The 21929-nt window shown below is 72.8% G+C and carries 16 protein-coding genes; 8 read left to right on the forward strand and 8 right to left on the reverse strand.

Translation table 11 applies throughout. The annotated features are described in order from the left end of the window. Window positions 1-8: 8 nt before the first annotated feature. Together IE321_RS01600 and IE321_RS01605 are read right to left on the reverse strand one after the other, a co-directional pair. Window positions 9-911 carry an LLM class flavin-dependent oxidoreductase gene (locus IE321_RS01600; protein WP_043222606.1) on the reverse strand — a complete coding sequence of 301 codons (903 nt, stop codon included), beginning with the start codon at window positions 909-911 and terminating at the stop codon, window positions 9-11. A 144-nt stretch (window positions 912-1055) separates the two neighbouring features. Continuing rightward, entirely contained in the window at window positions 1056-1601 is a 546-nt protein-coding gene (locus IE321_RS01605) for a MarR family winged helix-turn-helix transcriptional regulator (protein ID WP_079021925.1), read from the reverse strand. 50 nt (window positions 1602-1651) lie between these two features. Here IE321_RS01605 and IE321_RS01610 point away from each other — a divergent pair, with 50 nt between their 5' ends. The 3 genes from IE321_RS01610 to IE321_RS01620 all read left to right on the forward strand — a co-directional run bounded on the left by IE321_RS01610 (window position 1652) and on the right by IE321_RS01620 (window position 4282). Continuing rightward, a complete protein-coding gene (locus tag IE321_RS01610) occupies window positions 1652-2419 on the forward strand; it encodes a hypothetical protein (RefSeq protein WP_226652186.1) in 768 nt (255 codons plus the stop codon). Continuing rightward, on the forward strand, window positions 2416-3270 hold the full coding sequence (locus tag IE321_RS01615; protein WP_190221445.1) for an SGNH/GDSL hydrolase family protein: 855 nt from the start codon (window positions 2416-2418) through the stop codon (window positions 3268-3270). The genes IE321_RS01610 and IE321_RS01615 overlap by 4 nt, the downstream gene beginning before the upstream one ends. 151 nt (window positions 3271-3421) lie before the next feature. Next, window positions 3422-4282, forward strand: coding sequence for a Cof-type HAD-IIB family hydrolase (locus tag IE321_RS01620; protein ID WP_043222609.1), 861 nt, complete (start codon window positions 3422-3424; stop codon window positions 4280-4282). 20 nt (window positions 4283-4302) lie between these two features. Here the strand turns inward: IE321_RS01620 and IE321_RS01625 are convergent, their stop codons facing one another. From IE321_RS01625 to IE321_RS01640, 4 genes are all read right to left on the reverse strand, one after another. Beyond that, a complete protein-coding gene (locus IE321_RS01625) occupies window positions 4303-6018 on the reverse strand; it encodes a sensor histidine kinase (RefSeq protein WP_043222611.1) in 1716 nt (571 codons plus the stop codon). Between the two features lie 20 nt (window positions 6019-6038). Further along, complete coding sequence (cydD, locus tag IE321_RS01630) at window positions 6039-9629, reverse strand: thiol reductant ABC exporter subunit CydD (RefSeq protein WP_190221446.1); 3591 nt, start codon at window positions 9627-9629, stop codon at window positions 6039-6041. An 81-nt stretch (window positions 9630-9710) separates the two neighbouring features. Further along, window positions 9711-10712 carry a cytochrome d ubiquinol oxidase subunit II gene (gene cydB, locus IE321_RS01635; protein WP_190221447.1) on the reverse strand — a complete coding sequence of 334 codons (1002 nt, stop codon included), beginning with the start codon at window positions 10710-10712 and terminating at the stop codon, window positions 9711-9713. A gap of 18 nt (window positions 10713-10730) precedes the next feature. After that, window positions 10731-12248 (reverse strand): cytochrome ubiquinol oxidase subunit I, encoded by a 1518-nt coding sequence (locus tag IE321_RS01640; RefSeq protein ID WP_190221448.1) that lies wholly within the window; start codon window positions 12246-12248, stop codon window positions 10731-10733. 203 nt (window positions 12249-12451) lie between these two features. On the opposite strand from IE321_RS01640, the gene IE321_RS01645 reads away from it, so the two are divergent. Beyond that, a complete protein-coding gene (locus IE321_RS01645; protein WP_043222619.1) occupies window positions 12452-12826 on the forward strand; it encodes a cyclophilin-like fold protein in 375 nt (124 codons plus the stop codon). A gap of 98 nt (window positions 12827-12924) precedes the next feature. Here the strand turns inward: IE321_RS01645 and hisC are convergent, their stop codons facing one another. Further along, window positions 12925-14022: a histidinol-phosphate transaminase gene (gene hisC, locus IE321_RS01650; protein WP_043222622.1), complete on the reverse strand. Its 1098-nt coding sequence runs from the start codon at window positions 14020-14022 to the stop codon at window positions 12925-12927. 474 nt (window positions 14023-14496) lie between these two features. Between hisC and IE321_RS01655 the strand changes: the two genes are divergently transcribed. From IE321_RS01655 to IE321_RS01665, 3 genes are all read left to right on the forward strand, one after another. After that, entirely contained in the window at window positions 14497-15603 is a 1107-nt protein-coding gene (locus tag IE321_RS01655) for a LacI family DNA-binding transcriptional regulator (RefSeq protein WP_051841848.1), read from the forward strand. 486 nt (window positions 15604-16089) lie between these two features. Beyond that, window positions 16090-17565 carry a metallophosphoesterase gene (locus IE321_RS01660; protein WP_190221449.1) on the forward strand — a complete coding sequence of 492 codons (1476 nt, stop codon included), beginning with the start codon at window positions 16090-16092 and terminating at the stop codon, window positions 17563-17565. 162 nt (window positions 17566-17727) lie between these two features. After that, a complete protein-coding gene (locus IE321_RS01665; RefSeq protein WP_226652183.1) occupies window positions 17728-18351 on the forward strand; it encodes a hypothetical protein in 624 nt (207 codons plus the stop codon). Window positions 18352-18425: 74 nt separating this feature from the next. On the opposite strand, the gene thiC is transcribed toward IE321_RS01665, so the two are convergent. Then, complete coding sequence (thiC, locus tag IE321_RS01670; protein ID WP_226652182.1) at window positions 18426-20213, reverse strand: phosphomethylpyrimidine synthase ThiC; 1788 nt, start codon at window positions 20211-20213, stop codon at window positions 18426-18428. A gap of 216 nt (window positions 20214-20429) precedes the next feature. Here thiC and IE321_RS01675 point away from each other — a divergent pair, with 216 nt between their 5' ends. Beyond that, the gene (locus IE321_RS01675; RefSeq protein WP_229916270.1) at window positions 20430-21830 is read left to right on the forward strand and encodes a YibE/F family protein; all 1401 of its coding nucleotides are present in this window, start codon (window positions 20430-20432) and stop codon (window positions 21828-21830) included. The last annotated feature ends 99 nt before the right edge of the window (window positions 21831-21929 follow it).

Genomic DNA, 21929 nt, shown 5'->3' on the forward strand with positions numbered 1-21929 from the left:
GGCCCTGATCAGCCCAGCCGGCCGAGCGCCTCCGTGGCGATGCTCTCGAAGACGGCCTGGTCGGCGGCGAAGTCCGAGTCCTGGATCGGCCAGTGGATCACGATCTCGGTGAAGCCGAGGTCACGGTGGGTGCCGGCGAAGTCCACGAATCCCTCCAGGGAGGAGAGCACCGCGTTCTTCTCCGGGGTGAAGCTGGTCAGCAGGACCTTGTCGAGTTCGGCCACGTCCCGGCCGATCTCCGCGCACGCCTTGCCGAGCCGCTCGATCTGGCCGCGCAGGGCCTCGACCGACTGGGCCGCCGTGCCCGACTCGTACAGCTTGGGGTCGCCGGTCGTCACCCACGCCTGCCCGTGGCGGGCCGCCAGCCGCATGCCGCGCGGGCCGGTCGCGGCCACCGCGAAGGGCAGCCGGGGGCGCTGCACACAGCCGGGGATGTCGCGGGCCTCGTCGGCCGAATAGAACGTGCCGCTCTCCGTCACGGCGTCCTCGGTGAGCAGCCGGTCGAGCAGCGGGACGAACTCGGCGAAGCGGTCGGCCCGTTCCTTCGGCGTCCACGGCTCCTGGCCGAGCGCGGTGGCGTCGAAGCCGTTGCCGCCGGCGCCGATGCCGAGGGTGATCCGGCCGCCGGAGATGTCGTCGAGCGAGATCAGCTCCTTGGCCAGCGTCACCGGATGCCGGAAGTTCGGCGAGGTGACGAGGGTGCCCAGGCGCAGCCGGTCCGTCGCGGTCGCCGCGGCGGTGAGGGTGGGCACCGCGCCGAACCACGGGCCGTCCCGGAAGCTGCGCCAGGACAGGTGGTCGTAGGTGTACGCGGCGTGGAAGCCGAGTTCCTCGGCGCGCTGCCAGGTGGCGCGGCCGCCCTCGTGCCAGCGGTCGACAGGCAGGATCACGGTACTCAGGCGCAGGCTCATGCACCGAGCGTACGTCGGTCCCGCGGGAGTCCTCCTGCCGACGGTTCCCGACGCCGACTCACCCGACGCCGGCCCGCCCTGCCTCGGCTCCTCCCGACGCCGACCCACCCGACGCCGTCCCTCCCGTCACCGGCTCCCCTCCGCCTACTCCTCCCGCCGCCCCGCCCGCTTCGAGAGGTTGCGGTAGCCGGGGTGGACGCCCGGCGTGAGTCCCTGCTGCGCGGCGACGCGGCCGAGGAGCTCCGCGAGCCGGGCCCGCTCGGCCCCGTCCAGCGCGGCCAGCAGGTCGTCCTCGTGGGCGGCGGCCACCTCGCGGACCCCGGCGAGGGCGGCGCGCCCGGCCTCGGAGACGTACAGCTCGTAGTTGCGGCGGTCCTCGGTGCTGCGCCGCCGCTCCACCAGGCCCTTCCGCTCCAGGTTGTCGATGAGGGCGACGACCCGGCTGGGCACCACGCCCAGGTCGGCGGCGAGGGAGCGCTGGCTGCGGCCGGGGTCGGTGGCGATCATCCGCAGCAGGCCGACGTCCGGCGGGGCGAGTCCCAGCCCGCCGACGCGCTCGCCGAAACGTCCCGCCGCGTGCGCCCCGAGCTGCGCGAGCAGGAACGCCGCACCGCGCGGCACCGGAATCCGCTGGTCATGCCCGTCGGCCGGCCCGTGCTCTTCCGCTGGTTGTTGCCCCTGGCTGCTCACGGAGTTATCGTACTCGAAAAGAATGATTCTCCAAGGTGAACCATTCTCCCTTGAGAACGGAAACGACCATGGCCGTCCAGAACCCGACCGCCCGGCGCCACGAGGCCCAGGGCGGGCCTCCGCTCGGACCGCTCGCCCTCGTCTTCACCGCCCTCTTCGTCGCCGGGCTCGCCGCCGGCATCGTCATGGCGGGCGGCGCCACCTTCCCCTCGCCCTTCGGCGGCGCCGACGCGACCGACGACATCGCCGCCTACTTCCGCGACCACACCGACGCCGTCCGGATCGCCGCGACGCTCCAGTTCGGCGCGTCCGTACCGCTCGCGATCTACGCCGCCACCGCCTCCGCCCGCCTCCACCGGCTCGGCGTCCGGGCACCGGGCGCCACCATCGCCCTCGCCGGCGGCCTGCTCGCCTCGGGCTTCCTCGCCCTGTCCGCCCTGCTGAGCTGGACGCTCTCCCGCCCCGAGGTGCTCGGCCAGACGGGTGTCGTCCGCGCCTTCCAGACACTGGCCTTCGCGACCGGCGGCCCCGGCCACGTGGTCGCGCTGGGCCTGCTCGTCGCCGGCGTCGCCGTCCCCGGACTGCTCGCCGGACTGCTACCCCGGGGGCTCGCGCTCGGCGGCCTCGTCCTCGCCGCCCTCGCCGAACTGTCCACCCTCACCCTGCTGTTCGACGGCGCCGCCATCCTGCTCCCGATCGCCCGCTTCGGCGGCCTGCTGTGGCTGATCGCGGCCGGGTTCCTGCTGCCCCGCCACCGTTCCGACCCCCGCGTCCGGGCCCGTACCGGCGCCCCGCACCCCGAGGAGACCCGCGCATGACCACCCGCGCCGAGGGCCGTACGGCACCCGCCCCGCAGGCCCCGCCCACCGCGAGGCTGATCCGCTTCCAGCAGCCCGAGAAGAACCTCCGCTACCTCGGCGACCTCTCCGAGGCCACCGTCGCCGGCCTCTTCGGCCTGACCCCCGACGCCTACCGCGAGCTGCTCCACGACCTCGACGAGCAGGCCCGCCGGACCGCCGCCGGACTCCTCGCGGACCCGGAGTTCGCCGCCCGCGTCGCCCGGCTCCCCTTCCGCCCCGGGGAGCGGATCGCCGTCCTCGGCGAGAGCACCACCGCCGACCGGCTGTCCTGGCGCGCGGTCCTGCGCCACCTCCTGCCCGACGCCATCACCCTCGTCGACCTCTCGGTCTCCGGCCTCACCACCTCCCAGGCCCTCACCCACCTCCCGGGGCTGGGCCTCCTGCGCCCCGACCGGGTCCTGTGCATGCTCGGCGCCAACGACGCCCAGCGGCTCGCCCGCACCCCCGACCACCCCGACGGCGTCCTGCTGACCGGCCCGGCCGAGACCGCACGGAACCTGCGCGCGCTGCGGGAGCACTCCGGGCTCACCGACCCCGACCGCTGGACCTGGCTCACCCCGAGCGCCATGGACCACGCGCGCGCCGAGGCGTACCCGCACTTCCGGCGGGCCGGCATCGGCTGGCTCCGCGAGGACGTCGACGCCGTCGCCGACCTCGTCCTCACCCTCCCCGGCAGAACCGTCGACACCCGCGACGCCACCCGCCCCACCGGCACCGGCCCCGACCTCCACACCGAGGACGGCGTCCACCTGTCCGCCGCCGGTCAGCGGGCCGTGGCCGAGACGCTCGTACGGGCCCTCACGGCGTGACCGGCCGCGGGGAGCGGCGGGCACCCACAGCAGGACACGTCCGCACCACGCGACAGGCCCGTCCCCACCGCGCGACGAGCCCTCACGTCATGTCCCACTCAAATGTGCGGGGACCCGCACGCCCGTGCGCCTCTTGCGGCACCATAAGAAGGTGACCTCTCCCCGCCCGTCCTCCAGGCCCGCCGCCCGTCTCGTCGCCACCGACCTCGACGGCACCCTCCTGCGCGACGACAAGTCCGTCTCCGAGCGGACCGTCGCCGCCCTCGCCGCGGCCGAGCGGGCGGGGATCGAGGTCTTCTTCGTCACCGGCCGCCCGGCCCGCTGGATGGACGTCGTCAGCGCCCACGTCCACGGCCACGGCCTCGCCATCTGCGCCAACGGCGCGGCCGTCGTGGACCTGCACGCCGGCGGCGCCTTCGTGCAGGTCCGGCCGCTGGACCGGCCCGTCGCCCTCGACGTCGTACGGGCCCTGCGGGCCGCCGCCCCCGGCACCAGCTTCGCCGTCGAGCTGACCACCGGCATCCACTACGAGCCGCAGTACCCGCCCTTCTTCCTCGACCCCGGCGCCACCGTCGCCACCGCCGAGAAGCTGCTGTACGAGGAGGCGCCCGGCGCCGCCGCCCCCGTCCTCAAACTGCTCGCCCAGCACCCCGAACTCGACCCCGACGTCTTCCTGGCGACGGCCCGCGAGACCGCCGGCGACCTGGCCTCCTTCACCCGGTCCAGCCCCACCGCGCTCATCGAGATCAGCGCCCTCGGCGTCTCCAAGGCGTCCACGCTCGCGCTCTGCTGCGAGCAGCGCGGCATCGCGCCCGAGGAGGTGGTGGCCTTCGGCGACATGCCGAACGACATCGAGATGCTGAGCTGGGCCGGCCGCTCGTACGCGATGGGCAACGCCCACCCGGAGGTCGTCGCCGCCGCCTCGGGCCGCACCATCGGCAACAACGACGACGGCGTCGCCGTCGTCATCGAACAGCTCGTCGCCGAAGCGGCGGAACCGAGCACCCGCTAGACGAGACCCGCCCCCGCACCCTAGAGCGGCGCCTCCCACACCACCGACGTGCCGCCGCCGTCCTCGGCGAGACCCGGACCGCACCAGCTCGCACCGCCGAGGGACTCGGCGCGCCGGGCGAGGTTGCGCAGGCCGCTGCGGCGGCCGCCCTCGGGCATGCCCACGCCGTCGTCCGCGACCGTGAGCCGTACCCCGGGCGAACCGTCCGGCAGGGTCACGGTCGCGTCGACGACGACCTCGATGCGGCTCGCGGACGAGTGCCGGAAGGCGTTGGAGAGCGCCTCGCGGAGCGCGGCGATCAGGTTCTTGCCGGTCAGTTCGCCGACCGTGGCGTCGATCGCGCCGAGGAAGCGGTGCGCGGGCTTGAAGCCCAGCGGCACCGCCGCCATGTTGATCTCCCGCAGCACCCGCGTGCGCAGCCCCGACGGCGCCTCCGCCGGGCCCTGCTGGAGCGCGAAGATCGCCGTGCGGATCTCCTGGATGGTGACGTCCAGCTCGTCCACGGCCTTGCCGACGCCCTCCTGGACGGCCGGCACGATCGCCTTCCGCTGCGCGCTCTCCAGCATCATCCCGGTGGCGAAGAGCCGCTGGATGACGAGGTCGTGGAGGTCGCGGGCGATCCGGTCGCGGTCCTCGAAGACCGCGAGCCGCTCCCGGTCGCGCTGCGCCTCGGCCATCATCAGCGCGAGCGCGGCCTGCGAGGCGAACTGGGTGGCGAGGGTCCGCTCGGCCTCCGAGAAGGGGCGGGCGCCCCGGGCGCGGGGCATCGCGAGCGCGCCCAGGACCCGGCCGCCGCTCTGCAACGGCAGCAGCATGCTCGGCCCGTAGGCGGAGGTCAGCCGGCTGATCATGCGCGGGTCGGAGGAGGCGTCCTGGACGAAGACCGCCTCGCCCTCCAGGAGCAGCTCCACGACCCGGCTCTCCGGCGGGATCACCATGCCGAGGGACTTGGTGGGCCGGGCCGAGGAGACGGCGACGATCTCAAGGCCGCCGTCCTCGGCCGGCAGCAGCACGATGCCGGCGTCCGCGTCGGCGAGCCGCCGGGCCTGTTCGGCCACGACGGCGAGGGCGTCGTCGGCGTCGCCGCCGGAGAGCAGGGCGGTGGTCACGGCGACCGAGCCGTCGATCCACCGCTCGCGCTGGCGGGCGGCCTCGTAGAGGCGGGCGTTGCCGATGGCGATGCCCGCCTCGGTGGCGAGGACCCGGACCATGTGTTCGTCGTAGTCGTTGAACTCCTCGCCGCTGCGCTTCTCCGCGAGGTAGAGGTTGCCGAAGATCTCGCCCTGGACGCGGATGGGGACGCCGAGGAAACTCCGCATGACCGGGTGGCCGGGCGGGAAGCCGGCCGACCGGGGGTCGGTGGAGAGGTCGGCGAGCCGGATCGTCCGGGGCTCGCGGATGAGCGCGCCGAGCAGCCCGGCGTGCCCGTCGGGCCGGTGCCCGATGCGCCGGGCCACGTCCTCGCCGACGCCGTACGTGACGAAGTCGGAGAGGCCCTTGCCCTCCTCGTCGACGACCCCGATGGCCGCGTAGCGGGCGGCCGCCAGCTCCGCGGCCGTCTCGCAGATCCGGTCGAGGGTGGTGTGCAGTTCGAGCCCGGTGCCCACCGACCGCATCGCTTCGAGCAGCTGCGGCACGCGGGCGGTGAGCTCCGTGGACAGCCCCTGGAGGCTCCGGGTGGCCTCGGTGGCGGCGACCAGGGGGTCCGGTGAATCGGGCGTGGCGGCAGCGGTCATGGACCTGAGCCTAGTTAGTCCTATTTGGCGAGAAAAGTCGGACGGCTGTCGGTGGCCGTCCCCACGGCGTCGAGGAGGAGGTCGGCCGCCCGTTCCTGCTCCAGCATCCGGCGCAGCGGCCCGTCCTCGGCGGCCAGCTCGGCGTACGGTCCGCGCTGCACGGTCCGGCCGCCGTCCAGGACCACCACCTCGTCGACCGCGTCGAGTCCCCGCAGCCGGTGGGTGATGAGGACGGTGGTCCGGCCCTCGGTCGCGCGCAGCAGGTCGTCGGTGAGCGCGTCGGCGGTGGCCAGGTCCAGGTGCTCGGCCGGCTCGTCGAGGACGAGGACCGGGAAGTCGGCGAGGAGCGCGCGGGCCAGCGCGAGCCGCTGCCGCTGGCCGCCCGAGAGCTTCGAGCCGTGCTCGCCCACCAGGGTGTCGAGCCCGTCGGGCAGGACGTCCACCCAGTCGAGGAGCCGGGCCCTGCGGAGCGCCTCGCGCAGTTGCTCGTCGCTCGCGTCGGTGCGGGCCAGCCGCAGGTTCTCGCGCAGGGAGCTGTCGAAGAGGTGCGCGTCCTGCGCGCAGAGCCCGACGAAGCGGCGGACGTCGTCGCCGTCGAGCTCCCACGCGGGCACCCCGCCGATCTTGTACGTACCGGCTTCCGCGTCGAGGAACCGCAGCAGCACCTGGGCGAGCGTGGTCTTGCCGGAGCCGGAGGCGCCGACCACGGCGACCCGCCGCCCGGCGTCCAGGGTGAGCGCGAACCCGTCGAGCGCGGGGTGCTCCTGTCCGGCGTACCGGGCGCCGATCCCCGCCAGCTCCAGCGGGAACGGCCCGGCCGGGGGAGCGGCGGGCACGGCCGGCTCGTGTACGGGGACGGGCGCGTCCAGCACCTCGAAGACCCGCTCCGCGCTGTGCCGGACCCGCTGCCGGTACTGGACGGCGAGCGGCAGCCCGGTCACGGCCTCGAAGGCGGCGAGCGGGGTGAGGACGACGACGGCGAGGGCGACCCCGTCGAGCCGGCCGTCCCGGACGGCCTGCACCCCGACCCAGGCCGCGGCCACCACGGTCAGGCCGCACACCACGGCCGAGAGCCCCGCGCCGAGCGCGGCGGCGGCGGACTGCCGGGAGGCGATGCCGGTGAGGGTGCGGTCGGCGGCCCGCGCGCGGTCGAGCCGGTCCCGCAGCGCCGCCGCCAGGGTCAGTTCGGCGCAGCCGCGCAGCGGATCGGCCACGGCGGTCGCGAGCACCCCGCGCGCCGGGGCGAGCCGTCGCTCGGCCCGCCGGGCCAGCGCGGCGCCCAGCGGCGGCACGAGCACGCCCGCGAGGAGGAGGCCCGCCGCGAGCACGGCGCCCGCCTCGGGCAGCAGCCAGGCGGTGAAGCCGACCGATCCGAGCCCGACGAGGAGCGCGGCACCGGCCGGGAGCAGCCAGCGCAGCCAGTAGTCCTGGAGGGCGTCGACGTCGTGGACGAGCCGGGCGAGCAGGTCGCCGCGCCGGGTGCGGCGCAGCCCCGCGGGGGCGATCCGCTCCAGCCGGGCGTAGACGGAGACCCGCAGTTCGGCGAGCATCCGCAGCACGGCGTCGTGCGAGACAAGCCGCTCGGCGTACCGGAAGACGGCCCGTCCGATGCCGAAGGCCCGGGTGGCGGTCACGGCGACCATCAGGTGCAGCACGGGCGGCTGCTCCGAGGCCCGCGAGATGAGCCAGCCGGACACGGCCATGAGGCCCACGGCCGCGCCGAGCGCCAGGCTCCCGAGCAGCAGCGCGAGCGCCATCCGCCCCTTGAGCTGCCCGGCCATCGCCCGGACGCGGGCGAGGACACCGCGTCCCGCCGCCGCGCCCGCCGCGGGCGCGGGCTCCTCCAGGGCCGGGACCAGGGCCTGGGCCCCGGGGCGCACCCCGTCGACGGAACCGTCGCCGGCCTCCGCACCACCGGCACTCCCGTCGGCCGACGCGTCCGCCGATCCGTCCGCCGGTACGTCCTCCGGTCCGGCCGCCGTCCCGATCCGCACCACGCGGTCCGCGACGGCCAGCAGCGCCGGTCGGTGCACCACGAGCAGCACCGTCCGGCCGTGGGCCAGCCGCCGCACCGCGTCGACGATCCCCGCCTCCGTCTCCCCGTCCAGCGCCGCCGTCGGCTCGTCGAGCAGCAGCAGCGGACGGTCCGCGAGGAAGGCCCGGGCGAGCGCGAGCCGCTGCCGCTGGCCGGCCGACAGTCCCGCCCCGTCCTCGCCCAGCACGGTCGCGGCACCCTCGGGCAGCGCGTCCACGAAGGAGTCCGCGCCGGCCTCGCGCAGCGCCGCCCGCACCTGGTCGTCACCGGCCTCCGGCCGGGCGAGCCGTACGTTCTCGGCGATCGTCCCGGCGAAGAGGTACGGCCGCTGCGGCACCCACGCGATCCGCTCCCGCCAGGCCGCCAGGTCCAGCTCCGCCAGGTCCACGCCCCCGACCCGTACGGCTCCGCCCGTCTCCGGCTCCGTGAAGCCGAGGACGACGTCGAGCAGGGTCGACTTCCCGGCACCGCTCGGCCCGACCAGGGCCACGGTCTCCCCCGGCTCGACGGTGAGGCTCGCCGCGTCCAGGGAGGGCTCGGCGCGCCCGGGGTGGCGGACCGTCACCCGGTCCAGCTCCAGTCGCGCGTCGGCGGGCACCGCCCGGGTACCGCCGCCGCGCACCGGCGTCTCCAGGACCTCGAAGATCTCCTCGGCCGCCGCCAGGCCCTCCGCCGCCGCGTGGAACTGCGCGCCGACCTGGCGCAGCGGCAGATACGCCTCGGGGGCGAGGACCAGGATGACGAGTCCGGTGTAGAGGTCGAGGGTGCCGTGGACGAGCCGCATGCCGATGGTGACCGCGACGAGCGCCACGGACAGCGTGGAGAGCAGTTCGAGGGCGAAGGACGACAGGAAGGCGATCCGCAGCGTGCGCATGGTCGCCCGCCGGTAGTCGGCGGTGATGGCGCGGATCGAGGCGGCCTGGGCCTTGGCCCGGCCGAAGACCTTGAGGGTGGGCAGTCCGGCGACGACGTCGAGGAAGTGGCCGGAAAGCCGGGAGAGCAGTTTCCACTGCCGGTCCATCCGGGCCTGGGTGTACCAGCCGATCAGGATCATGAAGACCGGGATGAGCGGCAGGGTGACGACGATGATCGCGGCCGAGACCCAGTCCTCGGTGACGATCCGCGCGAGGACCGCCAGCGGGACGACGACCGCGAGGCCGAGCTGGGGCAGGTAGCGGGCGAAGTAGTCGTCGAGCGCGTCCACGCCCCGGGTGGCGAGCGCGATGAGCGAGCCGGTGCGCTGTCCGCCGAGCCAGCCGGGTCCGAGGGCGGTGGCGCGGTCGAGGAGCCGGCCGCGGAGTTCTGACTTGACCGCCGCGCTCGCCCGGTGGGCGGCGAGTTCGGTCAGCCAGGAGACGAGGCCCCGTGCCACCGCGACCCCGGCGAGCAGCAGCAGGGGAGTGGTCAGGTCGGAAACCGAGAGGCCCTTCTGGAAGGCCCCCACCACGATCTCGGCGATGAGCATCGCCTGGGCGATCACCAGCGCCGCCCCGGCCAGGCCGAGTACGACGACCGCGACGAGGAAGAAGCGGGTCGCCCGGGCGTACCGGAGCAGACGCGGGTCGATCGGTTTCACGTGAAACATGCCCCTCTGGATGAGCGCCCGGGCCCTCGGGGGCCCGGGCGACGACGGCCCTGGCAGGCGCCGGCGTGTGCCCTAGTGGGCGTCGGCGATGTGCTGGGTGCCGATCCGCTTGCGGAACACCCAGTAGGTCCAGCCCTGGTAGAGCAGGACCAGCGGCGTGGCGATGGCCGCGCACCACGTCATGATCTTGAGCGTGTACGGGCTCGACGACGCGTTGGTCACCGTCAGGCTCCACGCGGGGTCGAGCGAGGACGGCATGACGTTCGGGAAGAGCGCCAGGAACAGCATGGCGACCGCGGCGGCGATCGTCACCCCCGAGAGCGCGAAGGACCAGCCCTCGCGTCCCGCCTTGATCGCCCCGATCGCGCCGACCAGCGAGACCGCCGCGATCAGCATGGCCGCGAGGCTCCAGCCGTCACCCGAGTCGACCTGGGTCCAGAGCAGGAAGGCGACCGCGAGGACCGCCGTGACCAGGCCCAGCCGGAGCGCGAGCGTCCGGGCGCGGACCCGGATGTCGCCGACCGTCTTGAGGGCGACGAAGACCGTGCCGTGGAAGGTGAAGAGGGTGAGCGTGACCAGCCCGCCGAGGATCGCGTACGGGTTGAGCAGGTCCCAGAAGGTGCCGACGTACTCCATGTTCCGGTCGATCTTCACGCCCCGGACGATGTTGCCGAAGGCCACGCCCCACAGGATCGCGGGGATCAGCGAGGTCCAGAAGATGGCCTGCTCCCAGTTGCGCTGCCAGTTCTCCTCGGGCCGCTTCGCGCGGTACTCGAAGGCGACGCCGCGGATGATGAGGCAGACCAGGATGATCAGCAGGGGCAGGTAGAAGCCGGAGAAGAGGGTCGCGTACCACTCGGGGAAGGCGGCGAAGGTCGCGCCGCCCGCGGTCAGCAGCCACACCTCGTTGCCGTCCCAGACGGGTCCGATGGTGTTGATCAGAACCCGCTTCTCGGCCCGGTTCCGGGCGAGCAGCTTGGTGAGGATGCCGACCCCGAAGTCGAACCCCTCCAGGAAGAAGTAGCCGGTCCACAGGACCGCGATGAGTACGAACCAGACGTCGTGGAGTTCCATGCCTCGATCTCCTGAGCCTCAGTACGAGAAGGCCATGGGCCGGTCGGGGTCACGGGTGTCCCCGCCGATCCTGGTGGGCGGGTTGAGGTCGTTCTCGGTGAGCTCGGGCGGGCCGGCCTTCACGTACTTCACGAGGAGCTTGACCTCGATGACGGCGAGGATCGCGTAGAGCGTGGTGAAGACGATCATCGAGGTGAGCACCTCGCCCTGGGAGACCCCGGGGGAGACGGCGGAGCTGGTCTTCATCACTCCGTAGACCACCCAGGGCTGCCGGCCCATCTCGGTGAAGATCCAGCCCCAGGAGTTGGCGATCAGCGGGAAGAGCATGGTCCAGAGGGCCACGATCCAGTACCACCTGCCGAGCTTCGGGCTCAGCGCCTTGTTCTTGAAGAGGACGAGGTTCGGCACTTCGTCCTCACCGGTCCTCAGTCCGGGGGCGATCAGGAACTTCTTGCGGGTCAGCCAGAGGCCGAGGACGCCGAGGGCGAGCGAGGCCATGCCGAAGCCGATCATCCACCGGAAGCCCCAGTAGGCGACGGGGATGTTGGGCCGGTAGTCGCCGGGCCCGTACTTCTCCTGCTCGGCCTTGTTGACGTCGTTGATGCCGGGGACGTACGAGTGGAAGTCGCCGTTGGCGAGGTAGGACAGTATCCCGGGGATCTCGACGGCGACCTCGTTGTGGCCCTTGTCCACGTCGCCGATGGCGAAGATGGAGAAGGGCGCGGGTGCCTCGCCGTCCCAGAGCGCCTCGGCGGCGGCCATCTTCATCGGCTGCTGCTTGAACATGACCTTGCCGAGCATGTCCCCGCTGATGGCGGTGCCGAGGCCGGCGATGATCAGGGTGATCAGGCCGAGCCGCAGCGAGGTCCGCATCACCGGAACGTGCCGCTTGCGCATCAGGTGGAAGGCGGAGATGCCGACCATGAAGGCGCCGCCGACGAGGAAGGCGGCCGTCATGGTGTGGAAGAACTGGGTGAGCGCGGTGTTCTGGGTGAGCACCGCCCAGAAGTCGGTGAGTTCGGCCCGGGCGCCCTGGCCGCGGTCCTCGTTGATGCGGTAGCCCACCGGGTGCTGCATCCAGGAGTTGGCGGCCAGGATGAAGTACGCGGAGAGGATCGTGCCGATCGACACCATCCAGATGCAGGCGAGGTGGATCTTCTTCGGCAGCTTGTCCCAGCCGAAGATCCACAGGCCGATGAAGGTGGACTCGAAAAAGAAGGCGATGAGCGCCTCGAAGGCCAGCGGGGCGCCGAAGATGTCACCGACGAAGCGGGAGTAGTCCGACCAGTTCATGCCGAACTGGAACTCCTGCACGATGCCGGTGACGACACCCATCGCGATGTTGATGAGGAAGAGCTTTCCCCAGAACTTCGTCGCCCTGAGGTACTTCTCCTTCCCGGTCCGGACCCAGGCGGTCTGGAGACCGGCGGTGAGTGCGGCGAGGGAGATCGTCAGCGGGACGAAGAGAAAGTGGTAGACGGTGGTGATGCCGAACTGCCAGCGCGCCAAGGTCTCCGGCGCCAAAGCGAGGTCCACTGCGTCTTCTCCTTACATCGCCGTGGTCACATCGGCATTTTGCCCCTTTGATCACCCTCATTACGGGACGAACAGGGACACGCTTGTGAACGCGTTCACATTCACAAGCATTATGACTCATACGAAATCCGTACTGCAGAGCGGGGGGCTGTACCGAAGGTCACACCTTCCCAAGACCTTCAACATATTGTTGAATCCGGGCCATGACCCTACGGATACGCCTCACTTGGCCGGCCGGACACACCACGGCCACCCTCGACGAGACCCCCACGAGCAGCGCGCTCCTGGGGGCCCTGCCGATCGTCTCCACCGCCCGCACCTGGGGCGAGGAGGTCTACTTCGACACCCCGGTCTCGGTCCCGCGCGAGGCCGGGGCGCGCCAGGTCGTCGACCCCGGCACCGTGGCCTTCTGGACCGACGGCGACGCCCTCGCCCTCCCCTACGGACCCACCCCGATCTCGCGGGGCGAGGAATGCCGGCTGGCGAGCCCATGCAACGTGCTGGGCTCGCTCGACGCCGACCCCCGGATCCTGGCCACCGTCCGCGACGGCGACCCGATCCGCGTGGAACTCGCCTGAGGGGTACGCCCCAGAGCCGTCGGGCCCGGGCGACCCGCTGAGACGTACGCCCCCGAGCCGCCGGGCTCCGGGAACCCCCGGAGGCGTGCGCCCGGCCGTCAGGCGCCCTGGCGGAAGCCCTCCGTCACCTTGAGGAACAGGTCGTTCGCCTCGGTCTCGCCGATCGTGACGCGCACGCCCTCCCCCGCGAACGGACGCACCACCACGCCGTGCCGCTCGCACTCCGCCGCGAACTCCATGGTCCGCTCACCGAGCCGCAGCCAGACGAAGTTCGCCTGGGCGTCCGGCACCGTCCAGCCCTGGGCCACGAGCCCGGCGCGGACCCGCTCGCGCTCCGCCACCAGCGAGCCGACCCGGCCGAGCAGCTCGTCCTCGGCGCGCAGCGAGGCCACCGCCGCGTCCTGCGCCACCTGGCTCACGCCGAACGGCACCGCCGTCTTGCGCAGCGCGGCCGCCACCGGCTCGTGGGCGATCGCGAAGCCGACCCGCAGCCCCGCCAGGCCGTACGCCTTGGAGAAGGTGCGCAGCACCGCCACGTTCGGCCGGTCGCGGTAGAGCTCGATGCCGTCCGGGATGTCGGTGTCGCGCACGAACTCCTTGTACGCCTCGTCGATCACCACCAGGACGTCGGAGGGCACCCGGTCCAGGAAGCGCTCCAGCTCGGCCCGGCGCACCGCGGTGCCCGTCGGGTTGTTGGGGTTGCAGACGAAGATCAGGCGGGTCCGGTCGGTGATCGCCTCCGCCATCGCGTCGAGGTCGTGCACCTCGTCGGCGGTCAGCGGCACCTGCACCGAGGTGGCCCCGCTGATCTGGGTGATGATCGGGTACGCCTCGAAGGAGCGCCAGGCGTAGATCACCTCGTCGCCCGGGCCCGAGGTCGCCTGGAGCAGCGACTGGGCGACGCCGACCGAGCCCGTGCCGGTGGCGATGTGGGAGACCGGGACGCCGAAGCGGTCGGCCAGCTCGGCCGCCAGCTCGGTGCAGGCCATGTCCGGGTACCGGTTGAAGTTCGCGGCGGCGGCCAGCGCGCTCTCCATCACGCCCGGCAGCGGCGGGTAGGGGTTCTCGTTGGAGGACAGCTTGAAGGCGGCCGGGCCGTCCGCCGCGGCCGGCTTGCCCGGCTTGTACGTGGGGACGCCGTCCAGCTCGGCTCGCAGCTTCGGGGTGGACGCGCTCGTCCCGCTCGTCTCGCTCACAGTGTGGCCTCCTCGACCGTCCGTACCGCCAATGCTTCTCACTTTATGAGGATTCCCGTCCGCTGCGAATGGGCTGTGGACAACAGCCCTGCAACGCTGTGGAAAACCTCCCCGCCGGCGCTCCCCGACGAGCCCCCGGCCGGCTTCCCCTCTCCCCGCCCTTCCCCTCTCCGAAGGGTGCGGTCCCCCGTCCCGGGCACCCGCCCCCCGGGGAGGGGGCGCGCGGTCGGGTGGCGTGCGCCGGTGGCGAGCGCCGTGGCGCGCATCCCCCGTAGAGGTGAGTTGAGACCTCTTCGAGACCTCGCCCCCACACCAGGCCCATCCCGTCCGACGACATCGACTCGCATGGAGAACCCCTCAACTGCCTTGGATTCTCTTCCTCTTGATGCCTTTCGACCATGCAGAAACGTGCCTGTCAACGCCTGCATATGCGGCCGTCTCACCCACCCCTCATCGCCCTACTATCGGCTCGCCATGACAGCAGCAGGGAAGCACCAGGTGAGCCGGGCACAGACCCGGGGAAGCCGGCAGGGCCGGGCAGGCATCCGGGACGTGGCCGCCGCCGCCGGGGTCTCCATCACGACTGTCTCCGACGCGCTCAACGGCAAGGGCCGACTCCCGGACGCCACCCGCCGGCACGTCCGCGAGGTCGCCGACCGGCTGGGCTACCGGCCCTCCGCGGCGGCCCGCACGCTCCGCACCGGCAAGTCGGGGCTGATCGGCCTGACCGTGACCACGTACGGGGATGAACCTTTCACCTTCACGGAGTTCGCCTACTTCGCGGAGATGGCCAGGGCCGCCACCTCGGCCGCGCTAGCCCGCGGCTACGCCCTCGTCATCCTCCCCGCGACCTCACGCCATGACGTCTGGTCGAACGTCGCCCTCGACGGCACCGTCGTCATCGACCCCTCCGACCACGACCCGGTCGTCACCGAGCTCGTCCGGCAGGGCCTCCCCGTCGTCTCCGACGGACGCCCCGCGGGCACGCTCCCGGTGACCGCCTGGGTCGACAACGACCACGAGGCCGCCGTCCTCGACCTCCTCGACCACCTCGCCGACGCCGGCGCACGCCGCATCGGCCTCCTCACCGGCACCACCACCGACACCTACACCCGCCTCTCGACCACCGCGTACCTCAACTGGTGCGAGCGGGTCGGACAGGACCCCGTCTACGAGGCCTACCCGGCGCACGATCCGTGCGCGGGCGCCGTCGCGGCCGACCGGCTGCTCGCCCGCCCCGACCGTCCCGACGCCGTCTACGGCCTCTTCGACCCCAACGGCACCGACCTCCTCGCCGCCGCCCGGCGCTACGGCCTGCGCGTCCCCGACGACCTGCTGATCGTGTGCTGCAGCGAGTCCAACGTGTACGCCACGACCGAACCGCCCATCACGACGCTCTCGCTCAAACCGCGCCGCATCGGCACGGCCGTCGTCCAGCTCCTCATCGACGCCATCGAAGGGGTCGAAGGGGACGGACCGGTCGAGCAGGTGATACCGACCGAACTCATCGTCCGCACCTCCTCGCAGCGCCGGTCGCCGCGGACGACGGTCAGCCCGCCGCGCTCCCCCGCGAACGACTGACGACACCCTCCGGACCCCGGCCGCGCCGAAAGAGCGGCCGGGACGACGCCCCGCCGAAAGCCCCCGCGCGGCCCACGCGCTCCCTTCGTACGAGACCCCTCGCGCACCCCGCGCGCGGCTTCCCGTACGTCCTTCGCACGCCCCGAACGCTCCCCGCGCACGGCTTCTCGCACGCCCCGAACGACCCTCGCCCGCTCCGTGTTCAACTCCGCGCACGCGCCGAGCACGACCGGGTGAACGGGCGCCGATCCGCCCCTGCCCATGGGCGGAGGCGACAAAACCGGCCACCCCACCGGGCCCGACCCTGGACTGGACCTTCTCAATTCGGGCGAAACAACCGATGAACCCGGAGCGAACCCGGATTCACCACCCCTGGTGCGTCACACAGGCGGACCCTCATTCCTATGATGGGCGCACGACACCGCGGACCCCCCGACCAGGCCGGTCCGCGATGTGCAGGGCATCGCGACGGTGGTGGAGGGGTCGATGACTCAGGGGGCCGGGCAGGATCCCGTGGAGCGCACGGCGACATTGCGTGACTTCCGCGTACCCCCGTACGCCCGGGTGCCCGTGCAGGGCACCCCGGCCGAGCCGCCCGCCGCGCCCGCCGATCCCACCCTCCACCTGGGCACCCGCCCGGCCGCGTACCCGGAACCGGTCACCTTCCCGGAACCCCCGGCCCGCCCCGAACCGCCGGTACGCCCCGAGCCCGTCGCGTACGCCGAGCCGCCGGCCCGCCCCGAACCGCCGGTGCGTCCGGAGCCGACGCCGCACCCCGAACCCGTCGGGTACGCCGAGCCGTCGGTGCGTCCCGAGCCCGCCTCGTACCCGGAGCCGGCCTCGTACCCGGAGCCGACGCCGCGCCCCGAGCCCGCCGCGTACCGCGAAACGGCCGCCCCCGCCGCGCACGCCGCCGCCGGTCACACGGTCGCGCCCGTCGCCGCCGTACCCCAGGCCGCCCCCGCCTCCCCCGTCGTCACCGCGCACGCCGCCGCGCCCCACCCCGGCAGCGGCTACCCGGCCGACTTCCCGGACGGCTACACCCCGACCGAGCGCGACCTGCCGGTCATCCAGCGCGGCGACACCCTCCAGGTGCCCGTCACCCCGGCCGCCGCGCCCGCGCCCGCCCCCACGGGCGACGGCCCCGGCCCGCTCTTCGTCGTCGGCGACGTCCACGGCTACCTCGACGAACTCGTGGCCGCCCTGCGCGCCCAGGGCCTCGTCGACGAGAACGGCGGCTGGGCCGCGGGCAACGCCCGCCTCTGGTTCCTCGGCGACTTCACCGACCGCGGCCCCGACGGCATCGGCGTCATCGACCTCGTCATGCGGCTCTCCGCCGAGGCCGCCGCCGCCGGCGGCTACTGCAAGGCGCTCATGGGCAACCACGAGCTGCTCCTCATCGGCGCCAAGCGCTTCGGCGACACCCCCGTCAACTCCGGTGCCGGCACCGCCACCTTCCAGGCCGCCTGGCTGCTCAACGGCGGGCAGAAGCACGACATGGACCGCCTCCAGGACGTCCACCTCCAGTGGATGTCCCGGCTCGACGCCGTCGTCAGCGAGGACGACCACCTGCTGCTGCACTCGGACACCACCGCGTACCTGGAGTACGGCGAGACGATCGAGGACGTCAACGAGACGGTCCACGAGATCATCCGGCGCAACGACGCCGACGAGGTCTGGGACCTGTTCCGGAAGTTCACCAAGCGCTTCGCCTTCCGCGACGAGGGGGGCCCGCAGGCCGTCCAGGAGCTGCTCGGCACCTACGGCGGCTCGCGGATCGTGCACGGCCACAGCCCGATCCCGTACCTCCTGGGCCAGGTCGGCACGGAGGACGGCGAGGAGGACTCCCGCCCGGCCGTCGAAGGTCCGCACGTCTACGCCGACGGGCTCGCCATCGCCATGGACGGCGGCGTCACCATGGCCGGAAAGCTGCTGGTGGTCCAACTCCCGCTGGCGGACTGACTCTCACCCTGCGCATCCGCGGCAGGCGAATTCCGGAAACCCCCTGTCAGCGCGCACGGTCACGGCCCTACCATCGTTCTCCCCAGCTAGGCAGGCTCTCCTCCGCTTCCGCCCGGACCGCCGTTCACCACGGCCGGTCCCGGGCCCATCGAGCATCGGGGGATGCACATGAACGTGGCTCCGCACCTGCTGACCGAGGACCGCGCCGAGTACGAGCGGGTCCTCGACGACGCACTGCGCACCGCACCGGAACGGCCGGAACTCGTCGGTGCCGGCACGCGGCTGACGGCCGCCCAGCTCCGCGCGATGGCGCTGAACGCGACGACGCTGATCACCTCGGCGGCGGCGAGCGAGTACGAGCACTTCACCAAGGTGCGCGAGGAGCACCGCGTCGCCTCCAACCGCCCCCGGAGCTCCGGCCCGGACGAGTCGCCGGGCGCCGTCGCGGTCCTCACCGTCCTCGTCCCGGTGCTCGCCGGCACGGCGGCCGCGATCTTCCTCCTGGTCGGGGCGACGGTCCACCTGCTCGCCCCGGACGCCGCCCTCGGCACCACCCTGCTCACCGCGGGCCTGGTCTTCGGCGCGCTCGCCGCGGCCGGACTCCTCTGCGCCGGCGCCGGCCTCCTCCTGACGGCCCTCCGCAACAGCCCGGCCGAGTCCGGCGCCCCCGACGACGAGCTCGCCCGGGCCCGCGCCGACTGGCGCGAGGCGCTCCTGGAGCGCGGCGTCATCCCCTTCCTCCAGGCCGCCCTCACCGCCACCGACCCACCGTCCCGAGAAACCTGACGCCCCCCGGACGCACCCCGGCCCGCGATCCCCCCGTGGACCGCGGGCCGGGGTGGGTCTCGTACGGCCGACCGCTACTCCGCCATCGGCAGGTAGACGCGGTTGCCGGAGGCGGCGAACTCCGCCGACTTCTCGGCCATGCCGGCCTCGATCTCCTCCTTCTTCAGGTCCCCGCCGTGTTCGCGGCGGATGTCCTGGGAGATCTTCATCGAGCAGAACTTCGGGCCGCACATCGAGCAGAAGTGGGCCGTCTTCGCGGGCTCCGCCGGCAGCGTCTCGTCGTGGAACTCACGGGCGGTGTCCGGGTCGAGGGCCAGGTTGAACTGGTCCTCCCAGCGGAACTCGAAGCGCGCGTCGGAGAGCGCGTCGTCCCACTCCTGGGCCCCCGGGTGCCCCTTGGCGAGGTCCGCCGCGTGCGCCGCGATCTTGTACGTGATGACACCGGTCTTCACGTCGTCGCGGTTCGGCAGGCCCAGGTGCTCCTTGGGCGTGACGTAGCAGAGCATCGCCGTGCCCCACCAGGCGATCATCGCGGCGCCGATGCCGGAGGTGATGTGGTCGTAGGCGGGCGCGACGTCCGTGGTCAGCGGGCCGAGCGTGTAGAACGGCGCCTCCTCGCAGATCTCCTGCTGGAGGTCGATGTTCTCCTTGATCTTGTGCATCGGGACGTGCCCCGGGCCCTCGATCATGGTCTGCACGTTGTGCCGCTTGGCGATCGTGTTGAGCTCGCCGAGGGTACGCAGCTCCGCGAACTGGGCGTCGTCGTTGGCGTCGGCGATCGAGCCGGGCCGCAGACCGTCGCCGAGCGAGTAGGTGACGTCGTACGCCGCCAGGATCTCGCAGAGCTCCTCGAAGTTCGTGTAGAGGAAGTTCTCCTTGTGGTGCGCGAGGCACCAGGCCGCCATGATCGAGCCGCCGCGCGAGACGATGCCGGTCTTGCGGCGCGCGGTGAGCGGCACGTACGGCAGGAGCACGCCGGCGTGCACGGTCATGTAGTCCACGCCCTGCTCGGCCTGCTCGATGACCGTGTCCTTGTAGATCTCCCAGGTCAGGTCCTCGGCGCGGCCGTCGACCTTCTCCAGCGCCTGGTAGAGCGGCACGGTGCCGATGGGCACGGGGGAGTTGCGCAGCACCCACTCGCGGGTGGTGTGGATGTTGCGGCCGGTGGACAGGTCCATGACCGTGTCGGCGCCCCAGCGGGTCGCCCAGGTCATCTTCTCCACCTCCTCCTCGATGGAGGAGGTGACGGCGGAGTTGCCGATGTTGGCGTTGACCTTCACCAGGAACCGCTTGCCGATGATCATCGGCTCGATCTCCGGGTGGTTGACGTTGGCCGGCAGCACCGCGCGGCCCGCCGCGATCTCCTCGCGGACGACCTCGGGGGAGACGTTCTCCCGGATCGCGACGTACTCCATCTCCGGGGTGATCTCCCCGCGGCGGGCGTACGCGAGCTGGGTCACGGCCTGGCCGGCGCGGCCCCGGCGGGGCAGCCGCGGGCGGCCGGGGAAGACCGCGTCGAGGTTCTTCAGCCCGCCGCCGCGCGGCGAGGTGTGCTTGATGCCGTCGTCCTCGGGGCGGACCGGACGGCCCGCGTACTCCTCGGTGTCGCCGCGCGCGATGATCCAGTTCTCGCGGAGCGGGAGCAGGCCCCGGCGGACGTCGGTGTCGACGGCGGGGTCGGTGTACGGACCGGACGTGTCGTACAGCGTCACGTCCTTGCCGTTGGTGAGGTGCACCTGGCGGACCGGCACCCGGAGGTCGGGGCGGGAGCCCTCGACGTAGCCCTTGTGCCAACCCGGCGTGCGCGCGCCGTTCGGGTCGTTCTGGTCGGAGGCAGGCGTGCGTGCGTCCTGAATGGTCATGAGACCGAATCTCCCTACGCCGGCATTACCCGGTAACAGGTTCGGCGGTCGGCGCAGCCTCCTCCCGTACGTACGTCAGTCAGTACGCGCGTACGGTGATCAGCGCCCTCTCAGCCCGGTGCTCCGAGCTCCCGCGTGTGTAAAGGTGTCACGAGGCTAGCGCCCTCCCGGGCGTGCTGAACAGTGGGCCCCCGCCGTTCTTGCGATGATCGGGCGGTGACTTCCTCGCAGCAGACCCCCGATCCGCACGGCCACGAGCACGGGCCCGGCTCCGGCCACGGCGCTGCTCACGGCGCTGGTCACGGCCCCGATCCGGGGCACGGTTCCGGCCACGGGCACGGTCACAGCCACAGCCACGGGCCCGCCGCGCCCGTCTCCCGCCATCTGCGCAGAGTCATCGCGGCCGTCCTCATCCCCTTCGCCACCGCCGTGGTCGTCGGCCTCGTGGTGCTCTGGCCCGGCGGCACGCCCGCGCACGAGCGGACCGGCGTCGGCTTCGACCGGCAGACCGAGCAGGGCAAGGTCGTGGCGGTCGAGCAGGTGGACTGCAAGGACGTGAACGCCGCGCAGGTGCCGCCCACCGGCGACACCTCCACGCCGCAGGGGCGCGAGGCGGTCAACGGGCAGCAGGGACAGTGCGAGAAGGCGACGATCGAGGTCACCAGCGGCCCCGACGCGGGCCGCCGCTTCGTCGAGATCGTGCAGCCCGACGCCCCGCGCCAACTGGACGAGGGCACGGGCGTGGTGGTCGCCTACGCCCCCGACGCCCCCGAGGACCTGCAGTATTCGGTGACGGACGTGAACCGCAAGGTGCCGATGGCGGTCCTCGCCGGCATCTTCGCGCTCGCGGTCGTGCTCGTCGGACGGTTCCGGGGCGTGATGGCGCTGATCGCGCTCGCGGTGAGCTTCCTGGTGCTCACGCTCTTCATCCTGCCCGCGATCCTGGAGGGTTCGAACCCGCTGGTCGTGGCCGTGGTCGGGTCGAGCGCGATCATGCTGCTGGCGCTCTACATGTGCCACGGCCTCTCCGCGCGCACCTCGGTCGCCGTCCTCGGCACGCTGATCTCGCTGCTGTTGATCGGCCTGCTCGGTTCCTTCTTCATCGGCTGGGCCTCGCTCAGCGGCAACACCGACGACTACACCGGGCTGATCCACGGCCTCTACCCGGAGATCGACATGTCGGGCCTGCTGCTCGCCGGTGTGATCATCGGCTCGCTCGGCGTCCTGGACGACGTGACCGTGACCCAGACCTCGGCGGTCTGGGAGCTCCGCCAGGCCGATCCCGGCATGGGTCCGCGCGCGCTCTACCGCGCCGGGATCCGCATCGGCCGCGACCACATCGCCTCGGTGGTCAACACGCTCGTCCTGGCCTACGCCGGTGCCGCGCTCCCGCTGCTCCTGCTCTTCACCATCGCGCAGAGCAGCATGGGGACGGTGGCCAACAGCGAGCTGGTGGCGGAGGAGATCGTCCGGACCCTGGTGGGCTCGATCGGCCTGGTCGCCTCGGTGCCGGTCACGACGGCGCTCGCGGCGCTCGTGGTGTCGGCCGACCGCCCGGCGGAGAACGCCGGCGTCCGGCCGGCGGGCCGCGGCGGCCGGCGGCGCCCCGCGAAGTGACGGACGCGCGGCGGCCGTACGGGGTGGTGGACCGGTCGACGCACGTGCGGAACGGGACCGGACGAAGGACGTACGCGGGCGGGGCCGGTCGGCGGCCGC

The organism is Streptomyces hydrogenans, assembly GCF_014656075.1.
Taxonomy (GTDB): domain Bacteria; phylum Actinomycetota; class Actinomycetes; order Streptomycetales; family Streptomycetaceae; genus Streptomyces; species Streptomyces hydrogenans.